Origin of the sequence: Pseudomonas fluorescens, from assembly GCF_001307155.1 — a bacterium.
Lineage (GTDB): Bacteria > Pseudomonadota > Gammaproteobacteria > Pseudomonadales > Pseudomonadaceae > Aquipseudomonas > Aquipseudomonas helvetica.
Map to the genome: position 1 here is coordinate 3,445,096 of NZ_CP012830.1, position 18,182 is coordinate 3,463,277.

At 60.9% G+C, this 18,182-nt stretch carries 17 protein-coding genes and 1 pseudogene; 8 read left to right on the plus strand and 10 right to left on the minus strand.

The features are described from left to right. Window positions 1–45: 45 nt before the first annotated feature. Window positions 46–849 (minus strand): SirB1 family protein, encoded by an 804-nt coding sequence (locus AO353_RS15565; protein ID WP_054595754.1) that lies wholly within the window; start codon window positions 847–849, stop codon window positions 46–48. Window positions 850–1,033: 184 nt separating this feature from the next. Between AO353_RS15565 and AO353_RS15570 the strand changes: the two genes are divergently transcribed. The 4 genes from AO353_RS15570 to AO353_RS15585 all read left to right on the plus strand — a co-directional run bounded on the left by AO353_RS15570 (window position 1,034) and on the right by AO353_RS15585 (window position 5,369). Further along, window positions 1,034–2,053 (plus strand): Leu/Phe/Val dehydrogenase, encoded by a 1,020-nt coding sequence (locus AO353_RS15570; protein ID WP_054595755.1) that lies wholly within the window; start codon window positions 1,034–1,036, stop codon window positions 2,051–2,053. Window positions 2,054–2,154: 101 nt separating this feature from the next. Next, window positions 2,155–3,252: a pyruvate dehydrogenase (acetyl-transferring) E1 component subunit alpha gene (gene pdhA / locus AO353_RS15575; RefSeq protein ID WP_054595756.1), complete on the plus strand. Its 1,098-nt coding sequence runs from the start codon at window positions 2,155–2,157 to the stop codon at window positions 3,250–3,252. After that, a complete protein-coding gene (locus tag AO353_RS15580; protein ID WP_054595757.1) occupies window positions 3,245–4,231 on the plus strand; it encodes an alpha-ketoacid dehydrogenase subunit beta in 987 nt (328 codons plus the stop codon). The genes pdhA and AO353_RS15580 overlap by 8 nt, the downstream gene beginning before the upstream one ends. 28 nt (window positions 4,232–4,259) lie before the next feature. Continuing rightward, window positions 4,260–5,369, plus strand: a complete 1,110-nt coding sequence (locus AO353_RS15585) for a dihydrolipoamide acetyltransferase family protein (RefSeq protein WP_054595758.1) — start codon at window positions 4,260–4,262, stop codon at window positions 5,367–5,369. 163 nt (window positions 5,370–5,532) lie between these two features. On the opposite strand, the pseudogene AO353_RS15590 reads toward AO353_RS15585, so the two are convergent. The 5 genes and pseudogenes from AO353_RS15590 to AO353_RS15610 all read right to left on the minus strand — a co-directional run. Beyond that, window positions 5,533–5,772: pseudogene (locus AO353_RS15590) on the minus strand (YebG family protein); the annotation flags it as partial. Between the two features lie 362 nt (window positions 5,773–6,134). After that, the gene (locus tag AO353_RS15595; protein ID WP_054595759.1) at window positions 6,135–6,839 is read right to left on the minus strand and encodes a hypothetical protein; all 705 of its coding nucleotides are present in this window, start codon (window positions 6,837–6,839) and stop codon (window positions 6,135–6,137) included. 283 nt (window positions 6,840–7,122) lie between these two features. Then, complete coding sequence (locus AO353_RS15600) at window positions 7,123–7,635, minus strand: hypothetical protein (protein WP_054595760.1); 513 nt, start codon at window positions 7,633–7,635, stop codon at window positions 7,123–7,125. Between the two features lie 90 nt (window positions 7,636–7,725). Then, window positions 7,726–9,252, minus strand: coding sequence for a sensor histidine kinase (locus AO353_RS15605; protein ID WP_054595761.1), 1,527 nt, complete (start codon window positions 9,250–9,252; stop codon window positions 7,726–7,728). After that, the gene (locus tag AO353_RS15610) at window positions 9,249–9,965 is read right to left on the minus strand and encodes a response regulator transcription factor (protein WP_054595762.1); all 717 of its coding nucleotides are present in this window, start codon (window positions 9,963–9,965) and stop codon (window positions 9,249–9,251) included. Before AO353_RS15610 ends, AO353_RS15605 begins: the two co-directional genes overlap by 4 nt. Window positions 9,966–10,117: 152 nt before the next feature. Between AO353_RS15610 and msrB the strand changes: the two genes are divergently transcribed. The 3 genes from msrB to msrA all read left to right on the plus strand — a co-directional run bounded on the left by msrB (window position 10,118) and on the right by msrA (window position 13,418). After that, a complete protein-coding gene (gene msrB, locus AO353_RS15615) occupies window positions 10,118–10,636 on the plus strand; it encodes a peptide-methionine (R)-S-oxide reductase MsrB (protein WP_054595763.1) in 519 nt (172 codons plus the stop codon). A gap of 44 nt (window positions 10,637–10,680) precedes the next feature. Further along, entirely contained in the window at window positions 10,681–12,492 is a 1,812-nt protein-coding gene (locus AO353_RS15620; protein WP_054595764.1) for a cytochrome c biogenesis protein DipZ, read from the plus strand. 218 nt (window positions 12,493–12,710) lie between these two features. Then, entirely contained in the window at window positions 12,711–13,418 is a 708-nt protein-coding gene (msrA, locus tag AO353_RS15625; protein ID WP_054595765.1) for a peptide-methionine (S)-S-oxide reductase MsrA, read from the plus strand. 7 nt (window positions 13,419–13,425) lie between these two features. Here msrA and AO353_RS15630 read toward each other — a convergent pair whose 3' ends face one another. Further along, a complete protein-coding gene (locus AO353_RS15630) occupies window positions 13,426–14,439 on the minus strand; it encodes a sensor domain-containing diguanylate cyclase (protein ID WP_054595766.1) in 1,014 nt (337 codons plus the stop codon). Window positions 14,440–14,570: 131 nt separating this feature from the next. Beyond that, complete coding sequence (locus AO353_RS15635) at window positions 14,571–15,479, minus strand: LysR family transcriptional regulator (RefSeq protein ID WP_054595767.1); 909 nt, start codon at window positions 15,477–15,479, stop codon at window positions 14,571–14,573. Between the two features lie 102 nt (window positions 15,480–15,581). On the opposite strand from AO353_RS15635, the gene AO353_RS15640 reads away from it, so the two are divergent. After that, window positions 15,582–16,757 (plus strand): aspartate aminotransferase family protein, encoded by a 1,176-nt coding sequence (locus tag AO353_RS15640; RefSeq protein ID WP_054595768.1) that lies wholly within the window; start codon window positions 15,582–15,584, stop codon window positions 16,755–16,757. A gap of 302 nt (window positions 16,758–17,059) precedes the next feature. Here the strand turns inward: AO353_RS15640 and AO353_RS15645 are convergent, their stop codons facing one another. Then, window positions 17,060–17,638: a DedA family protein gene (locus AO353_RS15645; RefSeq protein WP_054595769.1), complete on the minus strand. Its 579-nt coding sequence runs from the start codon at window positions 17,636–17,638 to the stop codon at window positions 17,060–17,062. A gap of 94 nt (window positions 17,639–17,732) precedes the next feature. After that, the gene (locus tag AO353_RS15650; RefSeq protein ID WP_054595770.1) at window positions 17,733–18,173 is read right to left on the minus strand and encodes a bleomycin resistance protein; all 441 of its coding nucleotides are present in this window, start codon (window positions 18,171–18,173) and stop codon (window positions 17,733–17,735) included. Window positions 18,174–18,182 lie beyond the last annotated feature (9 nt).

Consider the following 18,182-nt stretch of genomic DNA (forward strand, 5'->3'; position numbering starts at 1 on the left):
AGCGGGAGCAAGCTCCCTCGCCACAGGAATGCAGTGGTTAAAGGGTTAATGCACGATGGCGTTAGGTGGCAAATGCCCCAATCGTTCGGTCAGGCGGATGCGCTGGATCGGGTCGTCGGTGAGCAGCAAGGCATGCTCCAGGTCGAAACGCTCGGCGTTGGGACATTCCAGCCGTTGATAGAGGCTGGCGCGGGCCAGGTAGTCGCTGACGCAAGCGTTGCCGAGTTCCAGCACCCGCTCGGCATCGATCAGCGCGTCGATGTTGTCGTCGTTGGTTAAATGCAACTGGCGCAAATTGCGCGACAGTCGCTGGAGCATCTGGACCGGTTCGCTGGTAAGCAGATGCTCGGCGTTGAGCTGCATGTTCGGACCGTACTGGCGCTGCAGCAACTCGCGGCAGTCGTTGGGGTACAAGCGCCGACCGCCACACGGGTCGAGCAAATGATCGGCACCCGGCACCCGCAACAGAAAATGCCCGGGAAAATTCACCCCGACCATTGGGATCTCCAGCCGCCGGGCCAACTCCAGCGCGATCAAACCGAGGGCCAGCGGTTGTCCGCGCCGGCGTTCCAGCACCTTGTTGAGCAGCGCCGCCTGCGGGCGCAGTGGGATGGACTCGTCCTGTCGATAACCCATGTCATTGAGTCGCCGCAACAACGGTTGGGCCAATTCGCTGACCGGCAACATGGGTAAACCGGCACTGACCCGTTGTTGCAGGTCCTTGAATTGCTCCAGCAGTACCTCGGGCTTCACCTGTGGATCGTGTTCGGCAGCGATCCACAGCGCCGCTTCGAAGAGCGCCGGTGGCGAGCGTTGCAGACAAGCGAAAAAAGCGTGGCGCGGGTTCATCAAAATCTCCGGCGGATGCCTCGTTTTAGCCCCGTCTCAGGCATTCGTCCAGTGCTCTACACATGCCGTTGCAGGTTATGTCTTAAAGGCTGTAAAACCGCTTCTGCTTATTCCGGTGCGCTTCAGCAATTTTCAGCCGCAGGCCTATACTGGCGACTACAAGAAGTGATTCGGGAGCCCTACGATGTTCGCTCTCATGCAAAGCACTCGCCTTGAATCGCTGCACCTGAGCGTTGACCCGGTGACCGGGTTGAAGGCGGTGATCGCCATTCATTGCAGCCGTTTGGGTCCCGCCCTTGGTGGCTGCCGTTACCTTGCCTATCCCGACGATGAAAGCGCCGTGGTGGATGCTGCGCGCCTGGCGCAAGGCATGAGTTACAAGGCCGCGCTGGCCGGGCTGGCGCAGGGTGGCGGGGTGGCGGTGATCGTTCGTCCGCCCCATGTCGAAAGCCGCGCAGCCTTGTTCGAGGCCTTCGGCCGCGTTGTCGAACAGCTCGACGGTCGCTACATCACGGCCATCGACAGCGGTACTTCGGTCGCCGACATGGATTGCATTGCCCAGACAACCCAGCATGTCACCAGCACCACCGCCGCCGGCGATCCGGCGCCGCATGCCGCCATGGGGGTGTTCGCCGGTATTCGCGCCACGGCCATGGCCCGCTTGGGCAGTGACAACCTCGAAGGCCTGCGGGTGGCGGTCCAGGGGTTGGGCAATGTCGGTTTTGCCCTCGCCGAGCAACTGCATGCCGCCGGGGCTGAATTGCTGGTCAGCGACATCGACGCCGGCAAGGTACAACTGGCCATCGAGCAGTTGGGCGCCCGTCCGATTGCCAACGAATCGCTGCTCAGCACCCCGTGCGACATTCTCGCGCCTTGTGGGCTGGGCGGCGTGCTCAACAGCCACAGCGTTGCGCAATTGCGCTGCGCCGCAGTGGCCGGTTCGGCCAACAATCAGCTGACCAACCTGCTGGTGGCCGACCAGTTGGAAAACCGCGGCATTCTGTATGCGCCGGACTACGTGATCAATTCCGGCGGGTTGATTTATGTATCGCTCAAACACCGTGGCGAGGCGTTGTCGAACATCACCGCGCACCTCTCGAAAATCAGCTCGCGGCTGACTGAAGTCTTCGCCCATGCCCAGGCTGAAAAACGCTCGCCGGCCCGGGTGGCGGATGAGCTGGCAGAGAAAGTGCTGTACCGATGACGGAGTGAGGGCCTTACCCGGTCGACTTGCTCCCTGAGCCTGGCGCCACAAGCATCAGGCCCGACAATGGCACGCTGACCCGGCGTGCAAGGAGCCGTTTCATGCCTCGTAACAAGGTCGACCTTCCCTATACCCGTTATTTATCCCCCGACGGCCAGGCATTGAGCGAACTTCCCGCCTGGGCCGACGACTTCAATCTGCTGACCCGCCTCTACCGGCAAATGGTCCTGACCCGTCTCTTCGATCAAAAAGCTGTCGCCCTGCAACGCACCGGGCGCATCGGCACATACGCGCCGACCCTCGGCCAGGAAGCGATCGGCGTGGCCGTCGGCAGCCTGATGCATCCCGAGGACGTGCTGATCCCGTATTACCGCGACACTGGCGTGCAATTGATGCGTGGAGTGCGCATGGAAGAGATTTTGCTGTACTGGGGCGGCGATGAGCGCGGCAGCGACTTTGCCGAGCCCGCGGCGGTCGAGGACTTCCCGATCTGCGTGCCGATCGCCACCCAGGCGCTGCACGCGTGCGGAGTCGCCAGTGCATTCAAGATTCGTGGCGAGCACCGGGTAGCCGTGACCACCTGCGGCGATGGCGCCACCAGCAAGGGCGACTTTCTTGAGGCCTTGAACGTCGCGGGGGCCTGGCAGTTGCCGGTGGTGTTCGTGATCAACAACAACCAGTGGGCGATCTCGGTGCCTCGGCGGATTCAATGCGCAGCGCCGACCCTGGCGCAGAAGGCGATCGGCGCCGGTTTCCACGGCGAGCAAGTCGATGGCAACGACATACTCGCGGTCTACGACCGGGTGCAAATCGCCCTCGAACGTGCGCGTCACGGTAAAGGCCCGGTGTTGCTGGAGTGCGTGAGTTACCGCCTCGGCGATCACACCACCGCAGACGATGCGACGCGTTATCGCCCGGCCGAAGAGGTCAAACAGGCCTGGCTTGAAGAACCGGTAAAACGCTTGCAACGTTATCTGGCCGGGCAGGGCGTGTGGGACGAAGGGCGTGAACAGGCGCTGATTGCCGAATGTCAGGCGCTGGTGCAGGGCGCTGTGGATAACTTCGATGCGGCTGGCCAACAGTCAGCTGAATCGGTGATCGATCACGTTTATGCCCAGTGGCCGGCGGCTTTGGCCGAGCAGCGCGAGTGGTTGCTCGAACGCGCGGCGCGCCGAGCAGGAGGGGCCGCTCATGAGTAACGGTAAAGTCACGCTGCTGGAGGCGATCAACCTGGCGTTGCATCGGGCCATGCGCGAGGACGAAAACGTGATCGTGCTCGGTGAGGACGTCGGCGTGAACGGCGGTGTGTTTCGCGCCACACTAGGGTTGCGCGACAGCTTTGGCTTCAAGCGGGTGATCGATACGCCGCTGGCCGAAACCATGCTCGGCGGGCTGGTGATCGGCATGGCTGCCCAAGGTTTGAAACCGGTGCTGGAAATCCAGTTCATGGGCTTCATCTACGCGGCCATGGAGCATCTGGTGTCGCACGCCAGCCGCATGCGCAATCGCACGCGCGGGCGGATCACTTGCCCGATGGTGCTGCGCACACCGATGGGCGCGGGCATTCGTGCGCCGGAACATCACAGTGAAAGCACCGAGGCGCTGTTTGCGCATATCCCAGGGTTACGCGTGGTGATTCCTTCGTCACCGGCGCGGGCTTATGGGCTGCTGCTGGCGGCCATCGATGACCCGGACCCGGTGATCTTTCTCGAACCGACGCGGCTCTACCGAATGAACCCGCAACCGTTGATCGACGATGGCAAACGCCTGCCGCTCGATACCTGCTTCACCTTGCGTGAAGGCAGCGATATCACCCTGATCAGCTGGGGCGCCAGCGTCATGGAAACCCTGCAGGCGGCCGATGCGCTGGCGGAACAAGGGATTTCGGCCGAGGTGATCGATGTCGCGAGCATCAAGCCGCTGGACCTCGACACGCTGGAGGCGTCGGTGCGCAAGACCGGCCGTTGCGTGATCGTCCATGAAGCGCCACGAACCTGTGGCGTCGGCGCGGAAATCGCCGCCAGCCTCTATGAACGTGCGTTGCTGGATTTGCAGGCGCCGATCCTGCGGGTCACCGCACCGGACATTCCGCCACCACTGTATCGGCAAGAGTTGCTGTACATGCCCAACGTCGAAGACATCCTTCACGCCTGCGACAGCGTGCTGCACCACTTCTAAAGAGGCGCCTGAGGCCCGGGAGGCTGCAATGAAATATTTCAAATTGCCTGACTTGGGCGAAGGGCTGCAAGAAGCGGAAATCGTCGAATGGCACGTCAAGGTCGGCGATACGGTGAAGGCCGATCAACTGTTGGTTTCGGTGGAAACTGCCAAGGCCCTGGTGGATATTCCCGCACCTTACGACGGTGTGGTGGCGAAAACCTTCGGCGGTGAAGGTGACATCCTGCACGTCGGCGAGCCCTTGCTGGGGTATGAAGGCGAGGCGGATGCCGGCACGGTGGTGGGCCGGCTTGAAGGTGGCGGCAGCCATCAGGACGATCAGTTTTTCGTTGGCGCCGCGCCCTCGACCCGTGAACACATGAGTCCTCGCGCAACCCCGGCGGTGCGGCAACTGGCCCGACAACTGGGCGTCGAGTTGACTGGGCTGAGCGGGTCCGGCCCCGATGGGCTGATCACCCGCAGCGATGTGGAAAGTGCCTCGCAAACCGAGCGCGACAAATTTGGCGGGGAGAAGCTGCGCGGGGTGCGCCGCAGCATGGCGCAAAACATGACCAGGTCCCACGCGGAGGTGGTTCCGGTGACCATCTACGCCGATGCCGACCTGCATCGCTGGGGCCGTGCCCGCGATCCGTTGATCCGTTTGGCCAAGGCCATGGCGGCTGCCTGTGCCGTGGAGCCGATGCTCAACAGTGGCTTTGATGGCAAGTCCTTGTCGATCAAGCACCACGACGCCCTGAATCTGGGCATTGCCGTCGACACCCCTGACGGTTTGTTCGTGCCGGTGTTGCGCGATGTGGGTAATCGCTCGTCAGATGATTTGAAAGAAGGCATCACCCGCTTGCGCGCCGACGTGCAGGCGCGTTCGATCCCGGCCAAGGAAATGATGGGCGCGACCCTGACCTTGTCGAACTTCGGCACCATGTTCGGGCGCTATGCCAACCCGGTAGTCGTACCGCCGCAAGTAGCAATTCTTGCCGCCGGAGCCATTCGCGACGAGCCGGTGGCGATGGCGGGCAAGGTTGTGGTGCACCCGATATTGCCGCTGTCGCTGACCTTCGATCACCGGGTGGTGACGGGGGGAGAAGCAGCGCGGTTCTTCAAGGTGTTGGTCGAGGCACTGGAACAACCGGACAGTTGATACGCAGGCATGAAAAAGGCCCTGAGTCAGTGACTCAGGGCCTATTCAATTCGGGCGTTGCTTACTTCGCGGGCTTAGCCGGTTTCGCGGGTTTGGCAGGCTCCGCTGGCTCGGCTGGTTCCGTTGGCTCTGCAGGTGCCGCGGCTGCAACCGGCACGTTGAGCAATTCGGACAGGGCGTCCGGCTGGCTCTTGAACGCCTTGGCGAACACATCGCGATTTTTCGCCATGTAGATCCCGGCTTCTTCCACCTGTTGCTCGGTTAGCGACGGAACCGCTTTTTGCAACACTTCAGCCAGCAATTCGGCCAGTTCGAGCATTTTGTCATGACGGTCAGCTTCGGCTTTATCCATGAACAAGCGCTCCAGATCTCGGCTGCTGCGGTATACCACTTCGACGGCCATTCACCACCTCACATGCCTTCACGATAGTTGTCTTTTGCGACTACTGTATTTATATACAGCCAAAAGGATAAGCGAATCCCTGCGCTTTGGGTAGTGGCTTTTTAATGTAGACCGGATTCAGGATTTGTCAGGCGGAGCGAGTGGCCTAATTGCTGGTAATAGCTCCCGTTACTGCCGTAGCAGCTGTCGAGCCTGCGAGGCTGCGTCCGGCCGCAAAGCGGTCGTAAAATCAGGCAATGCGTTCTTTCAGGCGAACCGCGTATCCAGGATTTGCGAGGACTGCGCCCGATCGCGGTCCGCCTCTAACGCAGCCTCGCAGGCTCGACAGCTGCTACGAGCCGTTGTGCAGGAATCGCGGATGGTTACTGTGCCGCGATGCTGTAGCCGTCGAACGCCGTCTGCTGTTGCAGGGCGGTGACGATGGCTTTGCGGGTGGCCGGTTGTTCGGTACCGGCATTGTCGATGAAGGTCTCGCTGGCAAGCTCTGCCTCGTCGCCTTCACCCACAAAGGTGAAACCGAGGAATTCGAAGGCTTCACGGTCGACGTACGGTTTGGAGCGCGGATTGCGCAGCGGCAGGCTGACGCTGACACCGTCCTTGCTGATGCTGAACACTTCGATTTCTTTCTTGGCGCGGGCTGCTTTGCTCTTGCCGGCGCTTGGGTTGCTGATGGCCTGATGGGTCTGGTTCAGCACTTTCAGCGCCAGGCCGTAGACCAGCTCCTGAAAGTCTGGGTCATCCTTGAAGCTCGACAGAATCCGGCTGATCGGGAACTTGCTGCTCAGGTCTTCCAGGGCTGCGATATCGGCGGCCTCGGCGTCCTTGAGTTGTTTGAGTTCGCCCATCAGTTCATAGGCTTTGTCGTCGTCGAAGCGGTCGTGAGCCTGGCGGATGGCCGCGCGAAGCTCGCGAATCTGGTCGCTTTCTTTCGAGGTGTGGAAGGCGTCCAGGACCATCTCGCTGATGGTTTTGGCCTGCGGCACGTGTTGTGAAAGATTGATGGAGTTTTCGTATTCCGCTTTGGACGACAAGGTGATTACGGATTCAGCGGTATTGGAATCTGGCATTGAAATTTCACTACTTCTTTAAACAGAATTTAAGACGAGAACAGCATCGGCGTTTTCGGGTTGCCTAATCTATTGGACCGCCGCGATGTTGTCACGGACCAACGGACGATCAGGGCAGCGCGGCGACCGATGTGACCGCAACAGCGGCCAATCGTTGCGCAAAAAAAGCCCCGCGTTCGATTCGACGGCGGGGCTAACGGCAGTCCGGCGGGCATTGGGTATTCAGTTCATTTCAGCGACCAGCACTTCAACCATGGCCTTGGCGTAACGCGTGGGCTGTTTTTTAACCAGCGGGAGCGCTTTTGAGTGTCCGCAGCGCCATCAACTCGCGGTACAGCGTGATTGCCCGACCGCAAAAGAGCCCGAGCGTAAACCCCGAGGCGATGCCGGTGAGTGCCAGCATCTGCATACTGGCCGAGCGCTCCGGGTGAACGGCGGATTGATAGCCGATGAAGTACTTCACCGCAAAGAACAGCAGAGAGATGTAGAGAATTTTCCAGGTGCCGGGAACGATCAGGTCTTTGCCGTCGCTGTCCAGCGTCAGCCCACGGCGCGAGAACAACACAATCGCCGCCAGACTGCCCAGCGCGATACCGGCGAGCCAGCTGCCCAGCGCCAACTCGGGTTGTTCGTGGTAGTTCAGTGAAAAGAATGACCAGAGCGTCAGGATGCCCGGTGTAATGAGCAGGGAAAGTTTGCTTTCCCGGCTGGCCGTCCTGGCCCTGAGCCCGTAATAACAGATCAACAGGAAAACCCCGTAGACCCACAGCGGCGTACCTTGCAGGATATCGAGCATCAGCGGATAACTGCGCGGGGTTGAGGCGGGGTGGTCTGGTAAAACATGGTCAGCGTCCTTGCTTGAGTCAATGTCAGGGAGATTAGCGGATTATCGCTGGGGCGAATTCAGATTCATCGAACGAACCGCCAACGCGCTCGCCGTTTCCTCATCCACCGGCAGCGAAAAACGGAAGGTCGCGCCCTGGCCCGGTATATCGAGCAAGTGAATCTCGCGGCCATGCAGCTGCAGAATCCGGTGCACGATGCGTAATCCCAAACCACCGTCGCGGCGTGCGCCACCAATGTTGAAGGGCCGCAGGAACAAGCCCTCGCGCAGTTCTGTGGCGATGCCCGGGCCGCTGTCGCTGACGGTGATCTCGACGAACTTGCCTTGCGGGGCAAGGCTGATGTCGATTTCCCCACCATCGGGTGTGTGGCGCAAGGCGTTGTCGAACAGGTTGGTCAGCACGCGCTCGATCAACCCAAGGTCGGCGCAGACTGCCGAGACATTCGGTGCGAAGCTTGCCTTGAGCTGCACGTGTCGGGCTTCGGCGGTCAGCTCGAATTTCTGAAAGATGTCCTGCACCAGATCGGTCAGGGAAAAACGCTCCAGCACCGGCTGGACGAAGCCGTGTTCCAGGCGCACCAGTTCCAGCAATGACTGCGCCAGGCCGCCGACCTTGCGGCTCTGGTCGAGGGCGATGCCCAGATAGCGGCGGCGCTCGGCCGGGGTCAGGCTGGCGTCTTTCAACGACAGGGTTTCGAGGTAGCCATGCAGCGATGCCAGCGGTGTGCGCAGGTCGTGGGAGATATTGGCGACCAGCTCGCGGCGCTCCTGATCCTGGCGGGTCAGGGAACGCCATTGTTCGCCCAGGCGTTTTTGCATCTGCCGGAAGGCGGCATCGAGCACGGCGATTTCGTCCTGAGTGGCGAGGTTCTCCGCTGGACCTGAGGGCGCCGGCGAGGGCGGGGCGACCGGTACGCCGTCAATGTCGAAATGCGCGACCGTGTCGGTCAAGCGGCGTAGCGGCCGGGTGATCAGGGTAAACGCCGTGAGACCGGCGATCAGGCACAGCAACGCGACCATCCCGATCGACCACAGCGCGGTGTTCAGCGCGGCGCTGGTGGCGCCGCGTTCGGCGTAGCGGTCATGTTCTTCGCTGAGCAGCACCACGTAGAGATAGCCGACCTGCTGACCGTTGACCTTGAGCGGTGCGGCGCTGAACACCTTGCGCCCGTCGATGCTGCGCGGGTCGTCGCCGAGAATCGGCAGGGCTTCACCGTTGAGCAGGCGCCGCACGGGCGCCAGATCGACCTGCTCGCGACGCAGGTGGCCTTCGGGCGCCGCATTGCCGACCACCCGGCCGCTGCTGTCGAGCAGGTACACCTCGACGCTCGGGTTCACCAGCATCAACTGGCTGAACAACTCGCGCAGTGCATCGGGTTTCAGGCCATTGGCGTCCATCAACTGGGTGTCGTGGGCGATGTGCTGCGCCAGATCCCGGGACAGGCCTTGCACCACTTCCAGCTCATGCATGTGGTTGGAGCGCACCTGCATCCACACCGACGTGCCGCTGCACACCAACAGCAGCAGGGCGAACACCGCCGACAGGCGCTGGGTGAGTGTCAGTCTCATGGCTGCTCCTGCGCCGGGGCGAATTTATAGCCACGGCCCCACACCGTGAGAATCCGCACCGGTTGCGCCGGGTCGGTTTCGATCTTGGAGCGCAGACGATTGATGTGCGTGTTGACGGTGTGCTCGTAGCCTTCGTGGCTGTAACCCCAGACGGCGTTCAGCAGGTCCATGCGCGAGAAGACCTTGCCCGGCTGCCGGGCGAAAAAGTACAGCAGGTCGAACTCGCGTGGGGTGAGGTCCAGGCGCTTGCCGTCGAGCGACACATCGCGGGTGATCGGGTCGATGAACAGCCCGTCGCAGGTCAAGCTGCCAGCGTCCATTTTCAGGTTGCGGGCCATGGCGTCGACCCGTCGCAGCAGGGCCTTGACCCGCGCCACCAGCTCAAGCATCGAAAACGGTTTGGCCAGGTAATCGTCGGCGCCCAGCTCCAGGCCAAGAATGCGGTGCATTTCGCTCGACCGGGCGCTGGTGATGATGATCGGGGTATAACGGGCCATGGCGCGGGCGCGGCGGCAGATTTCCAGGCCGTCGACGCCCGGCAGCATCAGGTCGAGGATCAGCGCATCCCAACTGCCTTGCTCGAGCAGGCGCAAGCCTTCGTTGCCATCGGCGCTGTGCACGACCTCGAAGTGTTCGTCGCGCAGGTGCAGGCAGATCAGGTCGGCGATGTGTTTGTCGTCCTCGACCACCAGGACGCGTTTGGGTTGATCCATTTGGACTTAATCCTGTTGCGCAGTGCACGTATTGTGCGGGGTTTTCCCTCGGCGAGTTATCACGAATTGTTTAACTCCACGTGAGGATTTGGCGATCACCTCAAGCCTAGGCTGTGTTCCATGTCATCCACGGCGGATTTAGGGAGAGGGCCATGTTTTCACGGCGACAGATTCTTCTAACGGGCGGCGGGCTGGGCCTTGCAGCGCTGGTTGCCGGTGTATTGCCAAAAATGACCGGAGGCTCGCTGCTGATCAGCGAGGCGAGCGCTGCCGAGACCTTTGAGGTCACCCATAGCGATGCCGAGTGGCACAAGCTGCTCAGCGCCGAACAGTACGAAATCCTGCGCGAAGAGGGCACCGAACGGGCCTATTCCAGCGCACTGAACAACGAACACCGCGACGGTACTTTCGCCTGTGCAGGGTGCGATCTGGCGCTGTTTTCATCGAAAACCAAATTCGACAGCCATACCGGTTGGCCGAGTTTCTGGGCGCCCCTGGATCATGCCGTCGCGACCCGCGAAGACCGCTCGTTCGGCGTGCTGCGCGAAGAAGTTCACTGTCGACGCTGCGGCGGCCATCTGGGCCATGTATTCAACGACGGGCCAAAACCGACCGGTCTACGCTACTGCATGAACGGTCTGGCGATGACCTTCAAGCCGCAAACGGCCTGACACCATGGGCAGGCTTTTTCCTTCACTTCATACAGGTCCTTGTTATGTGGCTTCTGGTCCTCGCTTATCTCGGTGGTGTGCTGACGATTCTCAGCCCGTGCATTCTGCCGGTACTGCCGTTTGTCTTCGCTCGCACCGGGCAGCCGTTTATCAAGAGTGGCTTGCCGCTGTTGGCGGGGATGGCGCTGACCTTCGCGCTCGTCGCCTCGTTGGCGGCGGTGGGCGGCGGTTGGGTGGTGCAACTCAATCAGTACGGTCGCTGGCTCGCGTTGCTGTTCGTAGCACTGTTCGGGCTGACGCTGCTGCTGCCACAACTCGCCGAACGGCTGACGCGTCCACTGGTGGCCGCCGGCAGTCGACTGTCGGAAGCGGCGGGCGCCGATGCCCGGCCGCGTCCCGCTGCTTCGTTGCTGATCGGCGTCGCCACGGGCCTGCTTTGGGCACCGTGCGCCGGGCCGATTCTCGGGCTGGTGCTGACTGGCGCGGCGCTGCAAGGGGCAAGCATCGGCACCACCTTGTTGTTGCTGGCCTACGCGCTGGGCGCCGCCACTTCCCTCGCGGTCGCCTTGCTGCTGGGCGGTAAAGTCTTCGCGGCGATGAAGCGTTCGATCGGTGCCGGCGAATGGCTGCGCCGTGGTCTTGGTGCGGCGATGCTGGCGGGTGTGGCCGCCATCGCCCTGGGCCTGGACACCGGGATTCTGGCGCGGGTGTCGACCGCGTCCACTGGTGGGCTTGAACAGGCGCTGGTCGGTCGACTGGCAGGTAAATCACCGGCCAACAGCGGGGCGATGATGGCGCAGATTCCGCCGTCCGCCGACGATCAACCAGGCTCAGCCATGATGGCTGCCGACGGTGCGATGAAAGTGGCCGCCAACGCTCCCGCGCCGCTGCCGGTCGAAGGCAACCTGCCGTCGTTGGACGGTGCGGTGCAGTGGCTCAACTCGCCGCCGCTCAGCGTCCAAGCGTTGAAGGGCAAAGTGGTGTTGGTGGATTTCTGGACCTACTCCTGCATCAACTGCCTGCGCACCTTGCCGTACGTCAAAGCCTGGGCCGAGAAGTATCGCGATCAGGGCCTGGTGGTGATCGGCGTGCACGCGCCGGAGTTTGCCTTCGAACGGGATGTGGGCAACGTGACCAAGGCTATGAAGAACCTGGGTATCAATTACCCGGTGGCCATCGATAACGACTACCGGATCTGGCGGGCTTTCAACAACGAATACTGGCCGGCGCACTATTTCGCCGACGCTCAGGGACGCATTCGCTACCACCATTTTGGCGAGGGCAACTACGCCGAATCGGAACGGGTGATCCAGCAGCTGTTGCGTGAAGCCGGTGCGGCGAAAGTCGCCGATGGCCTGATCGACGCCAGCGCCCAAGGCGTGCAACGGGCACCGGACATGAACGAAGTGCGTTCGCCGGAAACCTACGTCGGCTACCAGCGTTTGGAACATTTCGTACCTGAGGCGAGCCTCGCGCCCGACAAGGTTGCCGCCTACAGCGCCCCCGCAACATTGGCACTGAATGACTGGACGCTGGACGGTCACTGGAACGTCGGTTCGGAGCGCGCCACATCGGCGGCCCCGGCCAGCCGCATCGTTTACCGCTTCCACGCCCGCGACCTGCACCTGGTGCTGGGCCCCGGCGCCGACGGCAAACCGGTGCGCTTCAAAGTCATGATCGACGGCAAGGCCCCGGGCGATGCCCACGGCACCGACGTCGCACCGGATGGCAGCGGCAGTGTGACCGAACAACGCCTCTACCAATTGGTGCGCCAACCCGGCGACGTGGCAGATCGGACCTTCAGCATCGAGTTCCTTGACCCGGGCGTGTCGGCGTATGCGTTTACCTTTGGTTGATGAACATTCAGTTGCCCAGAGCGTGCACTGATTACTGTGGCGAGGGAGCTTGCTCCCGCTGGAGCGCGTAGCGATCCCAAAACCATTGACCGGGATGCATCAGATACACCGCATTAACTTAATTACGACGGCTTCGCCGCCGAGCGGGAGCAAGCTCCCTCGCCACGGGTGTTGTGCTCGCCACATTACTCAGAGTTGTTTATGCAGGAGTCGTCATCATGAAAACCCGATTTACCTGGCGCCAGACCCTGCTCGGGCTGACCGTCGCTGCCGTTGCAGGTCAATGCATGGCTTTTTCATTTGGCGCTGCCGAGGACGCGGTTGCCATTGCGCCGCCAGCCGTGGATGAAACGCCCAAGACCAACAGCGAGACGGCGGTGTTCGCCGGTGGTTGCTTCTGGGGCGTTCAAGGCGTGTTCCAGCATGTCAAAGGCGTCAAGAATGCGCTCTCCGGTTATGCCGGAGGCGCAGCGAACACCGCGCAATACGAGCGTGTCAGCGAGGGTGATACCGGCCATGCGGAATCCGTTCAGGTCACTTTCGATCCTGCTCAGGTGAGCTACGGCACCTTGCTGCAAATCTACTTCTCGGTCGCTCACAACCCCACTGAGCTCAATCGCCAGGGCCCGGACACCGGAACCCAATATCGCTCGGCGATCTTTGTCGAAAGTGCCGAGCAACAAAAAGTCGCCCAAGCCTACATCGCACAGCTCGATGCCGCACATGCCTTCAACAAACCGATCGTGACCAAACTCGAAACCTACAACGGCTTCTACCCGGCAGAGGCCTACCATCAGAACTTCCTGACGGAGCATCCGACGTATCCCTACATCGTGATCAACGACCTGCCGAAAGTGGCACAACTCAAACAGCTGTACCCGGAGCGGTATCAGGAGAAACCGGTGTTGGTGAAGACTGGCATGTAGTGCTGGATCAACCGGAAATCATGTTCTTGCCGATGATCTTCGAGCGATACAACGCCTGATCCGCCCGAGCCAGCAGGCCGGTTTGTTGTTCGTCTTCAAAGCGTTGCGCCACGCCGAAGCTCATCGTGACCTGGAAGTCGCCCACCGGTGGCAGGCTCGACAGCTCAAGGCGGATATTTTCAGCGAGGGCGCGTGCGGTGGCCGCGGTGCTGTTGGGCAGGATCACGATGAACTCGTCGCCGCCCCAACGGGCCAGCAAGTCACCCTCGCGCACGCAGCGTTTGACGCTTTCGACCACGTGCACCAACGCCGCGTCGCCCAAGGCATGGCCGTAATGGTCGTTGATATTTTTGAAGTCATCGATGTCCATGGCGATCAGCGACAGCGGCTGGCGAAAGCGCTGGGAACGCTCGCATTCCAGTGGCAGGGCTTTTTCCAGGAGGTAACGGTTGGCGATCCCGGTCAGGGTGTCGCTTTCTGCCAGTTTGCGGTTCTCGTCCAGCTGCGCCTGTAACTGCTGATTGAGCAGAGACAACTCGCGGGTCCGTTCCTCGACCATCGCTTCGAGGGAATGATTGCGCCGTTCGAGTTGATCGAGCAGACGCTTCTTGTCTTCAATGCTGCGGTTTGCCCCGATCATCCGTGCCACTGAGCCATTGGCGTTACGTGCGATCACATGACCGCGATCCTCGATCCAGATGTAGCTGCCATCCTGTTTGCGGCAACGGTACTCGGCCTGGTAATGGGACGCGCGCTGATGCAGGTGGTCATCGAAACGCATCATGACCTGCTGGTAATCGTCGGGATGAATCGCGTTCTCCCAGGCCAGCACGTTGTTCTCAAGGGTATGAGGCGCATAGCCGAGCATTTCGTACCAACCGCGATTGCGGTAGACAAATCCGGTGTTGGCATTCCAGTCCCAGATCCCGTCGCTGACCAGTTCCAGAATCGTGTGCAGCATGTCTTCATTCAGATCAGTCAGGCTGACCTTCAACGGCTCGATACTGGACAACTCAACCATCACCGCTCTCCCTGCTGCCCTGATCTTCAAGTGGCCGGCCAGTCGTAGAGTCTAACTCATGGCACGTTGACACTGTAGCGCCGGAAATCAAGGGATAGAAGCCTCGTGCGTAGTAATAATGGTGGGCACGATCAGTTCTGTTTACCCCACGTCTGCAACGCAAACTCGACAAAACTGCGCAGCTTCGGCAAACGGTAGCGGTCCTGCGCGTAAATCAGATTCATCGGGCGACGGGGCAGTTGATAGTCCTGCATCAGGGCCACCAGTTTCCCTTCCTGAAGGTCTTGATCCACCAGTGCATCCGGCAGCATCACCACACCCATCCCAGTGCGCGCCGCCTGGTGCAGGCCCGATGAACTATTGATCAGCATCGGGCCGCTCACCGCCACGACGATCTCCCCGTCAGGGCCGCTCAGGCGCCACTGTTTTTCCACCGAGCGCCATTCATCGCCCGCCGGGTAGGCAAAGGCCAGGCAGTCGTGATCGGCCAGCTCCTCCGGTTTTTGCGGTGTGCCACGGCGTGCCAGATACGCCGGCGATGCACACATGGTCAGTGTGTAGTCCTCCAGTGGCCGGGCGATCAGGTTGGGCGGTTCGGTATTACCCAGGCGAATCGCCACATCAAAACCGTTGTCCAGCAGATCAAGGCGTTGATTGGTCAACACCACATCCAGCTTGACCTGCGGGCAGCGCAGCACGAATTCGCTCAAGGCCGGCGCCAGGCGTTCCGTACCGAAGGTCAGCGGGGCGGTGATGCGTAGCGTACCGCTGGGTTCGCACTGGGTTTGTTCGGCCAGCCGTTCGGAGTCGGCCACTAGCCCCAGCACCTCAAGACAGCGTTGATAATAGGTCGAGCCAAATTCGGTCAAGCGCTGACGCCGTGTCGTACGGTGCAGCAAACTGACGCCGAGACGTTGCTCCAGCGCTCGCAGGTGATTGCCGACCATGGTGGTCGACATTTCGCACTCCAGGGCGGCGGCGGTCATGCTGCCAGCCTCGACCACCTTCACGTAAACCGACATCGCCAGCAGTAAGTCCATTATCAAGCCCAGCTTTAAAATGATTGAAGTGTTTCGGCGTTTATCCAGCTCAGGTGGCTAACGATACTGCAAAAACACTGACCAATGATGGAGCTTGATGTCATGACCGCCGCCTGCCTGATGACCACGTATCAACCCCTGGCCTTGAGCTTTACCAGAGGGTTGGGCACACGCCTGTGGGATCAGGCTGGTCGTGAATACCTGGATGCGGTGGCGGGCGTGGCCGTGACCAATGTCGGCCACTCGCACCCGAAGGTGGTCAGCGCCATCAGCGAACAGGCCGGCCTGTTGCTGCACACGTCCAACCTGTACAGCATCGACTGGCAGCAACGGCTGGCGCACAAACTGACGCAGTTGTCGGGGCTCGACCGGGTGTTCTTCAACAACTCCGGCGCCGAGGCCAATGAAACCGCGCTGAAACTGGCCCGGCTGTACGGTTGGCACAAAGGTGTCGAGCAGCCGTTGGTGGTGGTCATGGAGAACGCCTTTCATGGCCGCACGCTGGGCACCTTGTCTGCCAGCGATGGCCCTGCGGTGCGTTTGGGTTTTCAGGAGCTACCGGGGGATTTCATCAAAGTGCCGTTCGGCGATCTCGCCGCACTGGATAAGGCACACCAGACTCATGGCCAGCGCATCGTGGCGGTTTTGATGGAGCCGATTCAGGGCGAGAGCGGTGTGCAACTCGCGCTGCCCGGCTACCTGAAAGCCCTGCGCGAATTGTGCAATCGGCGCAACTGGCTGTTGATGCTTGACGAGATCCAGACCGGTATCGGCCGTACCGGGCAATGGTTCGCCTTTCAACACGAAGGCATCGTTCCGGACGTCATGACCCTCGCCAAAGGCCTGGGCAACGGTGTCCCGATCGGCGCTTGCCTGGCTCGCGGCAAAGCCGCCGAACTCTTCACTCCGGGCAGCCACGGCAGCACCTTTGGCGGAAACCCGCTGGCGTGTCGGGTGGGCTGCACCGTGCTGGAAATCATCGAAGAACAAGGTTTGCTGGAAAACGCCAAGCGTCAGGGCGAACGCCTGCTCGCACGCTTGCACGCCGAACTCGATGGCAGCCCGCAGGTGCTGGCGATCCGTGGCCAAGGCTTGATGATCGGCATCGAACTGGCCCGGCCCATTCGCGACCTGACCCTGATCGCCGCGCGGGACCACGGGTTGCTGATCAACGTGACACGGGGCAAGACCATCCGCTTGCTGCCGCCGCTGACCATCGATGAACGCGAGGTGGAGATGATTGTGCGGGGGGTAGGGAGGGTGGTGAGAGGGGATTAACCAACTCCATCTTTGTTTACGGCAGGCGGTATTTCAGAGTGTTTTTGAAATACCACCTGCCGGCACTCGTCTTTTACGTCCTTCACTGCGCGCAAGTTGCAGATTGAGGCTATGAGACGTTCAGAGTTGGCTCGTGAAGCAAGAAGATAGGTTGTTTCGTTGGCGTTGGTTGAGGTGGTCATGATGGGTAGAAACGCTCGGAGTTTAGTAACCAGCCTCGATTAGGCGCTCGGTATGCTCCGTTGTCTTCAAGACGTTTCCTTGAAAAAGGTAGGTTCGATCCGAGTAAAACGTGCTCAGATTTACTGCTGCAACTTACGCTTGTTTCTCAGGTGCACGATTACCGCCACAACCACAACGACCAGCACAACACCCAAGGCAATCGGCAACCGGTAAGGTCTGAGATCACCAAACAATTGCTGAAGCGCTTCGCCCGCCCAATAACCGCCGCTGACAAACAGTGTGGCCCAGACCATTGCACCGAGCATGTTCCACAGTGAAAAACGCAACGGCGACAGGCCACTGGCACCGATCACCATAGGGCCGACCAACCGCATGCCGTACAGAAAGCGCACCGAAAAAACCGACATCGACGGGTAGCGTGCGATCAATCCGCTGACGCGCTTGATCTGCGCTTGCTGGCGTTTGAGGCGAGGCAAGAGTCGTGAGCCGAAATAACGACCGCTCCAGAACAGCAGTTGATCCCCCAACATTCCACCGGCGCTGGCCCAGGCGATCACTGGCCAAAGCTTCAGCAAATGCTGATGCGCCGCCATGCCGCCCAATATCAGGATGGTTTCGCCTTCCATGACACAGCCAATAAAAACCGCCCAATAGCCGTAGGTCGCAAGGAGGTGATTGAGGTCTATGTGCTCGAACATGGGCGGTTGGCGGCCTTTGGCGTGTTGTGGAGGCTGGGTAATGGTGGACCGCTATCGGCTGGGGTCGTTGCCCGTGCATTCATGATTGAAGCGATTATGTGGCTGCGACATTCGAGAGCGGACGCTCCCCCAGGTACTCAACCAACCGTAGCAGATAACCGTCCGGGTCCTGCACCAACAGCTCATGCTGGCCGACTTCCACCGTACCGGATCGATACCACTTCTCGGCAAACGGGCGAAACAATGGCCACTCGGCAGCGGCCAACCGCTGGAGAATCGGCTCGACACTGTCGACCGTCATCTGAAAGTTGATGCCGCGCCCAAATGGCGGTTCCAGTGGAGCGGTCACCCATTGCCCTTCGAGCGGGTCGTACTGCTCCAGCATGACCTGTACCCCGTCGAAATCGAGGTAGGCAAATCCCTCTTCGGGACGGTCGTAGGCGACCCTGAAGCCAACCAATCCGGTCCAGAAATCCAGACTGTTCCTGATATCGCCGACCATCAGTTCGGGGACCATTCTGTTCCTTGAAAACATACCTCTCCT

Excerpts from the sequence above, each read along its gene's own strand:
- AO353_RS15565 (WP_054595754.1), bottom strand. The coding sequence starts at position 849 with ATGAACCCGCGCCACGCTTTTTTCGCTTGTCTGCAACGCTCGCCACCG.
- AO353_RS15570 (WP_054595755.1), top strand. The coding sequence starts at position 1,034 with ATGTTCGCTCTCATGCAAAGCACTCGCCTTGAATCGCTGCACCTGAGC.
- pdhA (WP_054595756.1), top strand. The coding sequence starts at position 2,155 with ATGCCTCGTAACAAGGTCGACCTTCCCTATACCCGTTATTTATCCCCC.
- AO353_RS15580 (WP_054595757.1), top strand. The coding sequence starts at position 3,245 with ATGAGTAACGGTAAAGTCACGCTGCTGGAGGCGATCAACCTGGCGTTG.
- AO353_RS15585 (WP_054595758.1), top strand. The coding sequence starts at position 4,260 with ATGAAATATTTCAAATTGCCTGACTTGGGCGAAGGGCTGCAAGAAGCG.
- AO353_RS15595 (WP_054595759.1), bottom strand. The coding sequence starts at position 6,839 with ATGCCAGATTCCAATACCGCTGAATCCGTAATCACCTTGTCGTCCAAA.
- AO353_RS15600 (WP_054595760.1), bottom strand. The coding sequence starts at position 7,635 with ATGCTCGATATCCTGCAAGGTACGCCGCTGTGGGTCTACGGGGTTTTC.
- AO353_RS15605 (WP_054595761.1), bottom strand. The coding sequence starts at position 9,252 with ATGAGACTGACACTCACCCAGCGCCTGTCGGCGGTGTTCGCCCTGCTG.
- AO353_RS15610 (WP_054595762.1), bottom strand. The coding sequence starts at position 9,965 with ATGGATCAACCCAAACGCGTCCTGGTGGTCGAGGACGACAAACACATC.
- msrB (WP_054595763.1), top strand. The coding sequence starts at position 10,118 with ATGTTTTCACGGCGACAGATTCTTCTAACGGGCGGCGGGCTGGGCCTT.
- AO353_RS15620 (WP_054595764.1), top strand. The coding sequence starts at position 10,681 with ATGTGGCTTCTGGTCCTCGCTTATCTCGGTGGTGTGCTGACGATTCTC.
- msrA (WP_054595765.1), top strand. The coding sequence starts at position 12,711 with ATGAAAACCCGATTTACCTGGCGCCAGACCCTGCTCGGGCTGACCGTC.
- AO353_RS15630 (WP_054595766.1), bottom strand. The coding sequence starts at position 14,439 with ATGGTTGAGTTGTCCAGTATCGAGCCGTTGAAGGTCAGCCTGACTGAT.
- AO353_RS15635 (WP_054595767.1), bottom strand. The coding sequence starts at position 15,479 with ATGGACTTACTGCTGGCGATGTCGGTTTACGTGAAGGTGGTCGAGGCT.
- AO353_RS15640 (WP_054595768.1), top strand. The coding sequence starts at position 15,582 with ATGACCGCCGCCTGCCTGATGACCACGTATCAACCCCTGGCCTTGAGC.
- AO353_RS15645 (WP_054595769.1), bottom strand. The coding sequence starts at position 17,638 with ATGTTCGAGCACATAGACCTCAATCACCTCCTTGCGACCTACGGCTAT.
- AO353_RS15650 (WP_054595770.1), bottom strand. The coding sequence starts at position 18,173 with ATGTTTTCAAGGAACAGAATGGTCCCCGAACTGATGGTCGGCGATATC.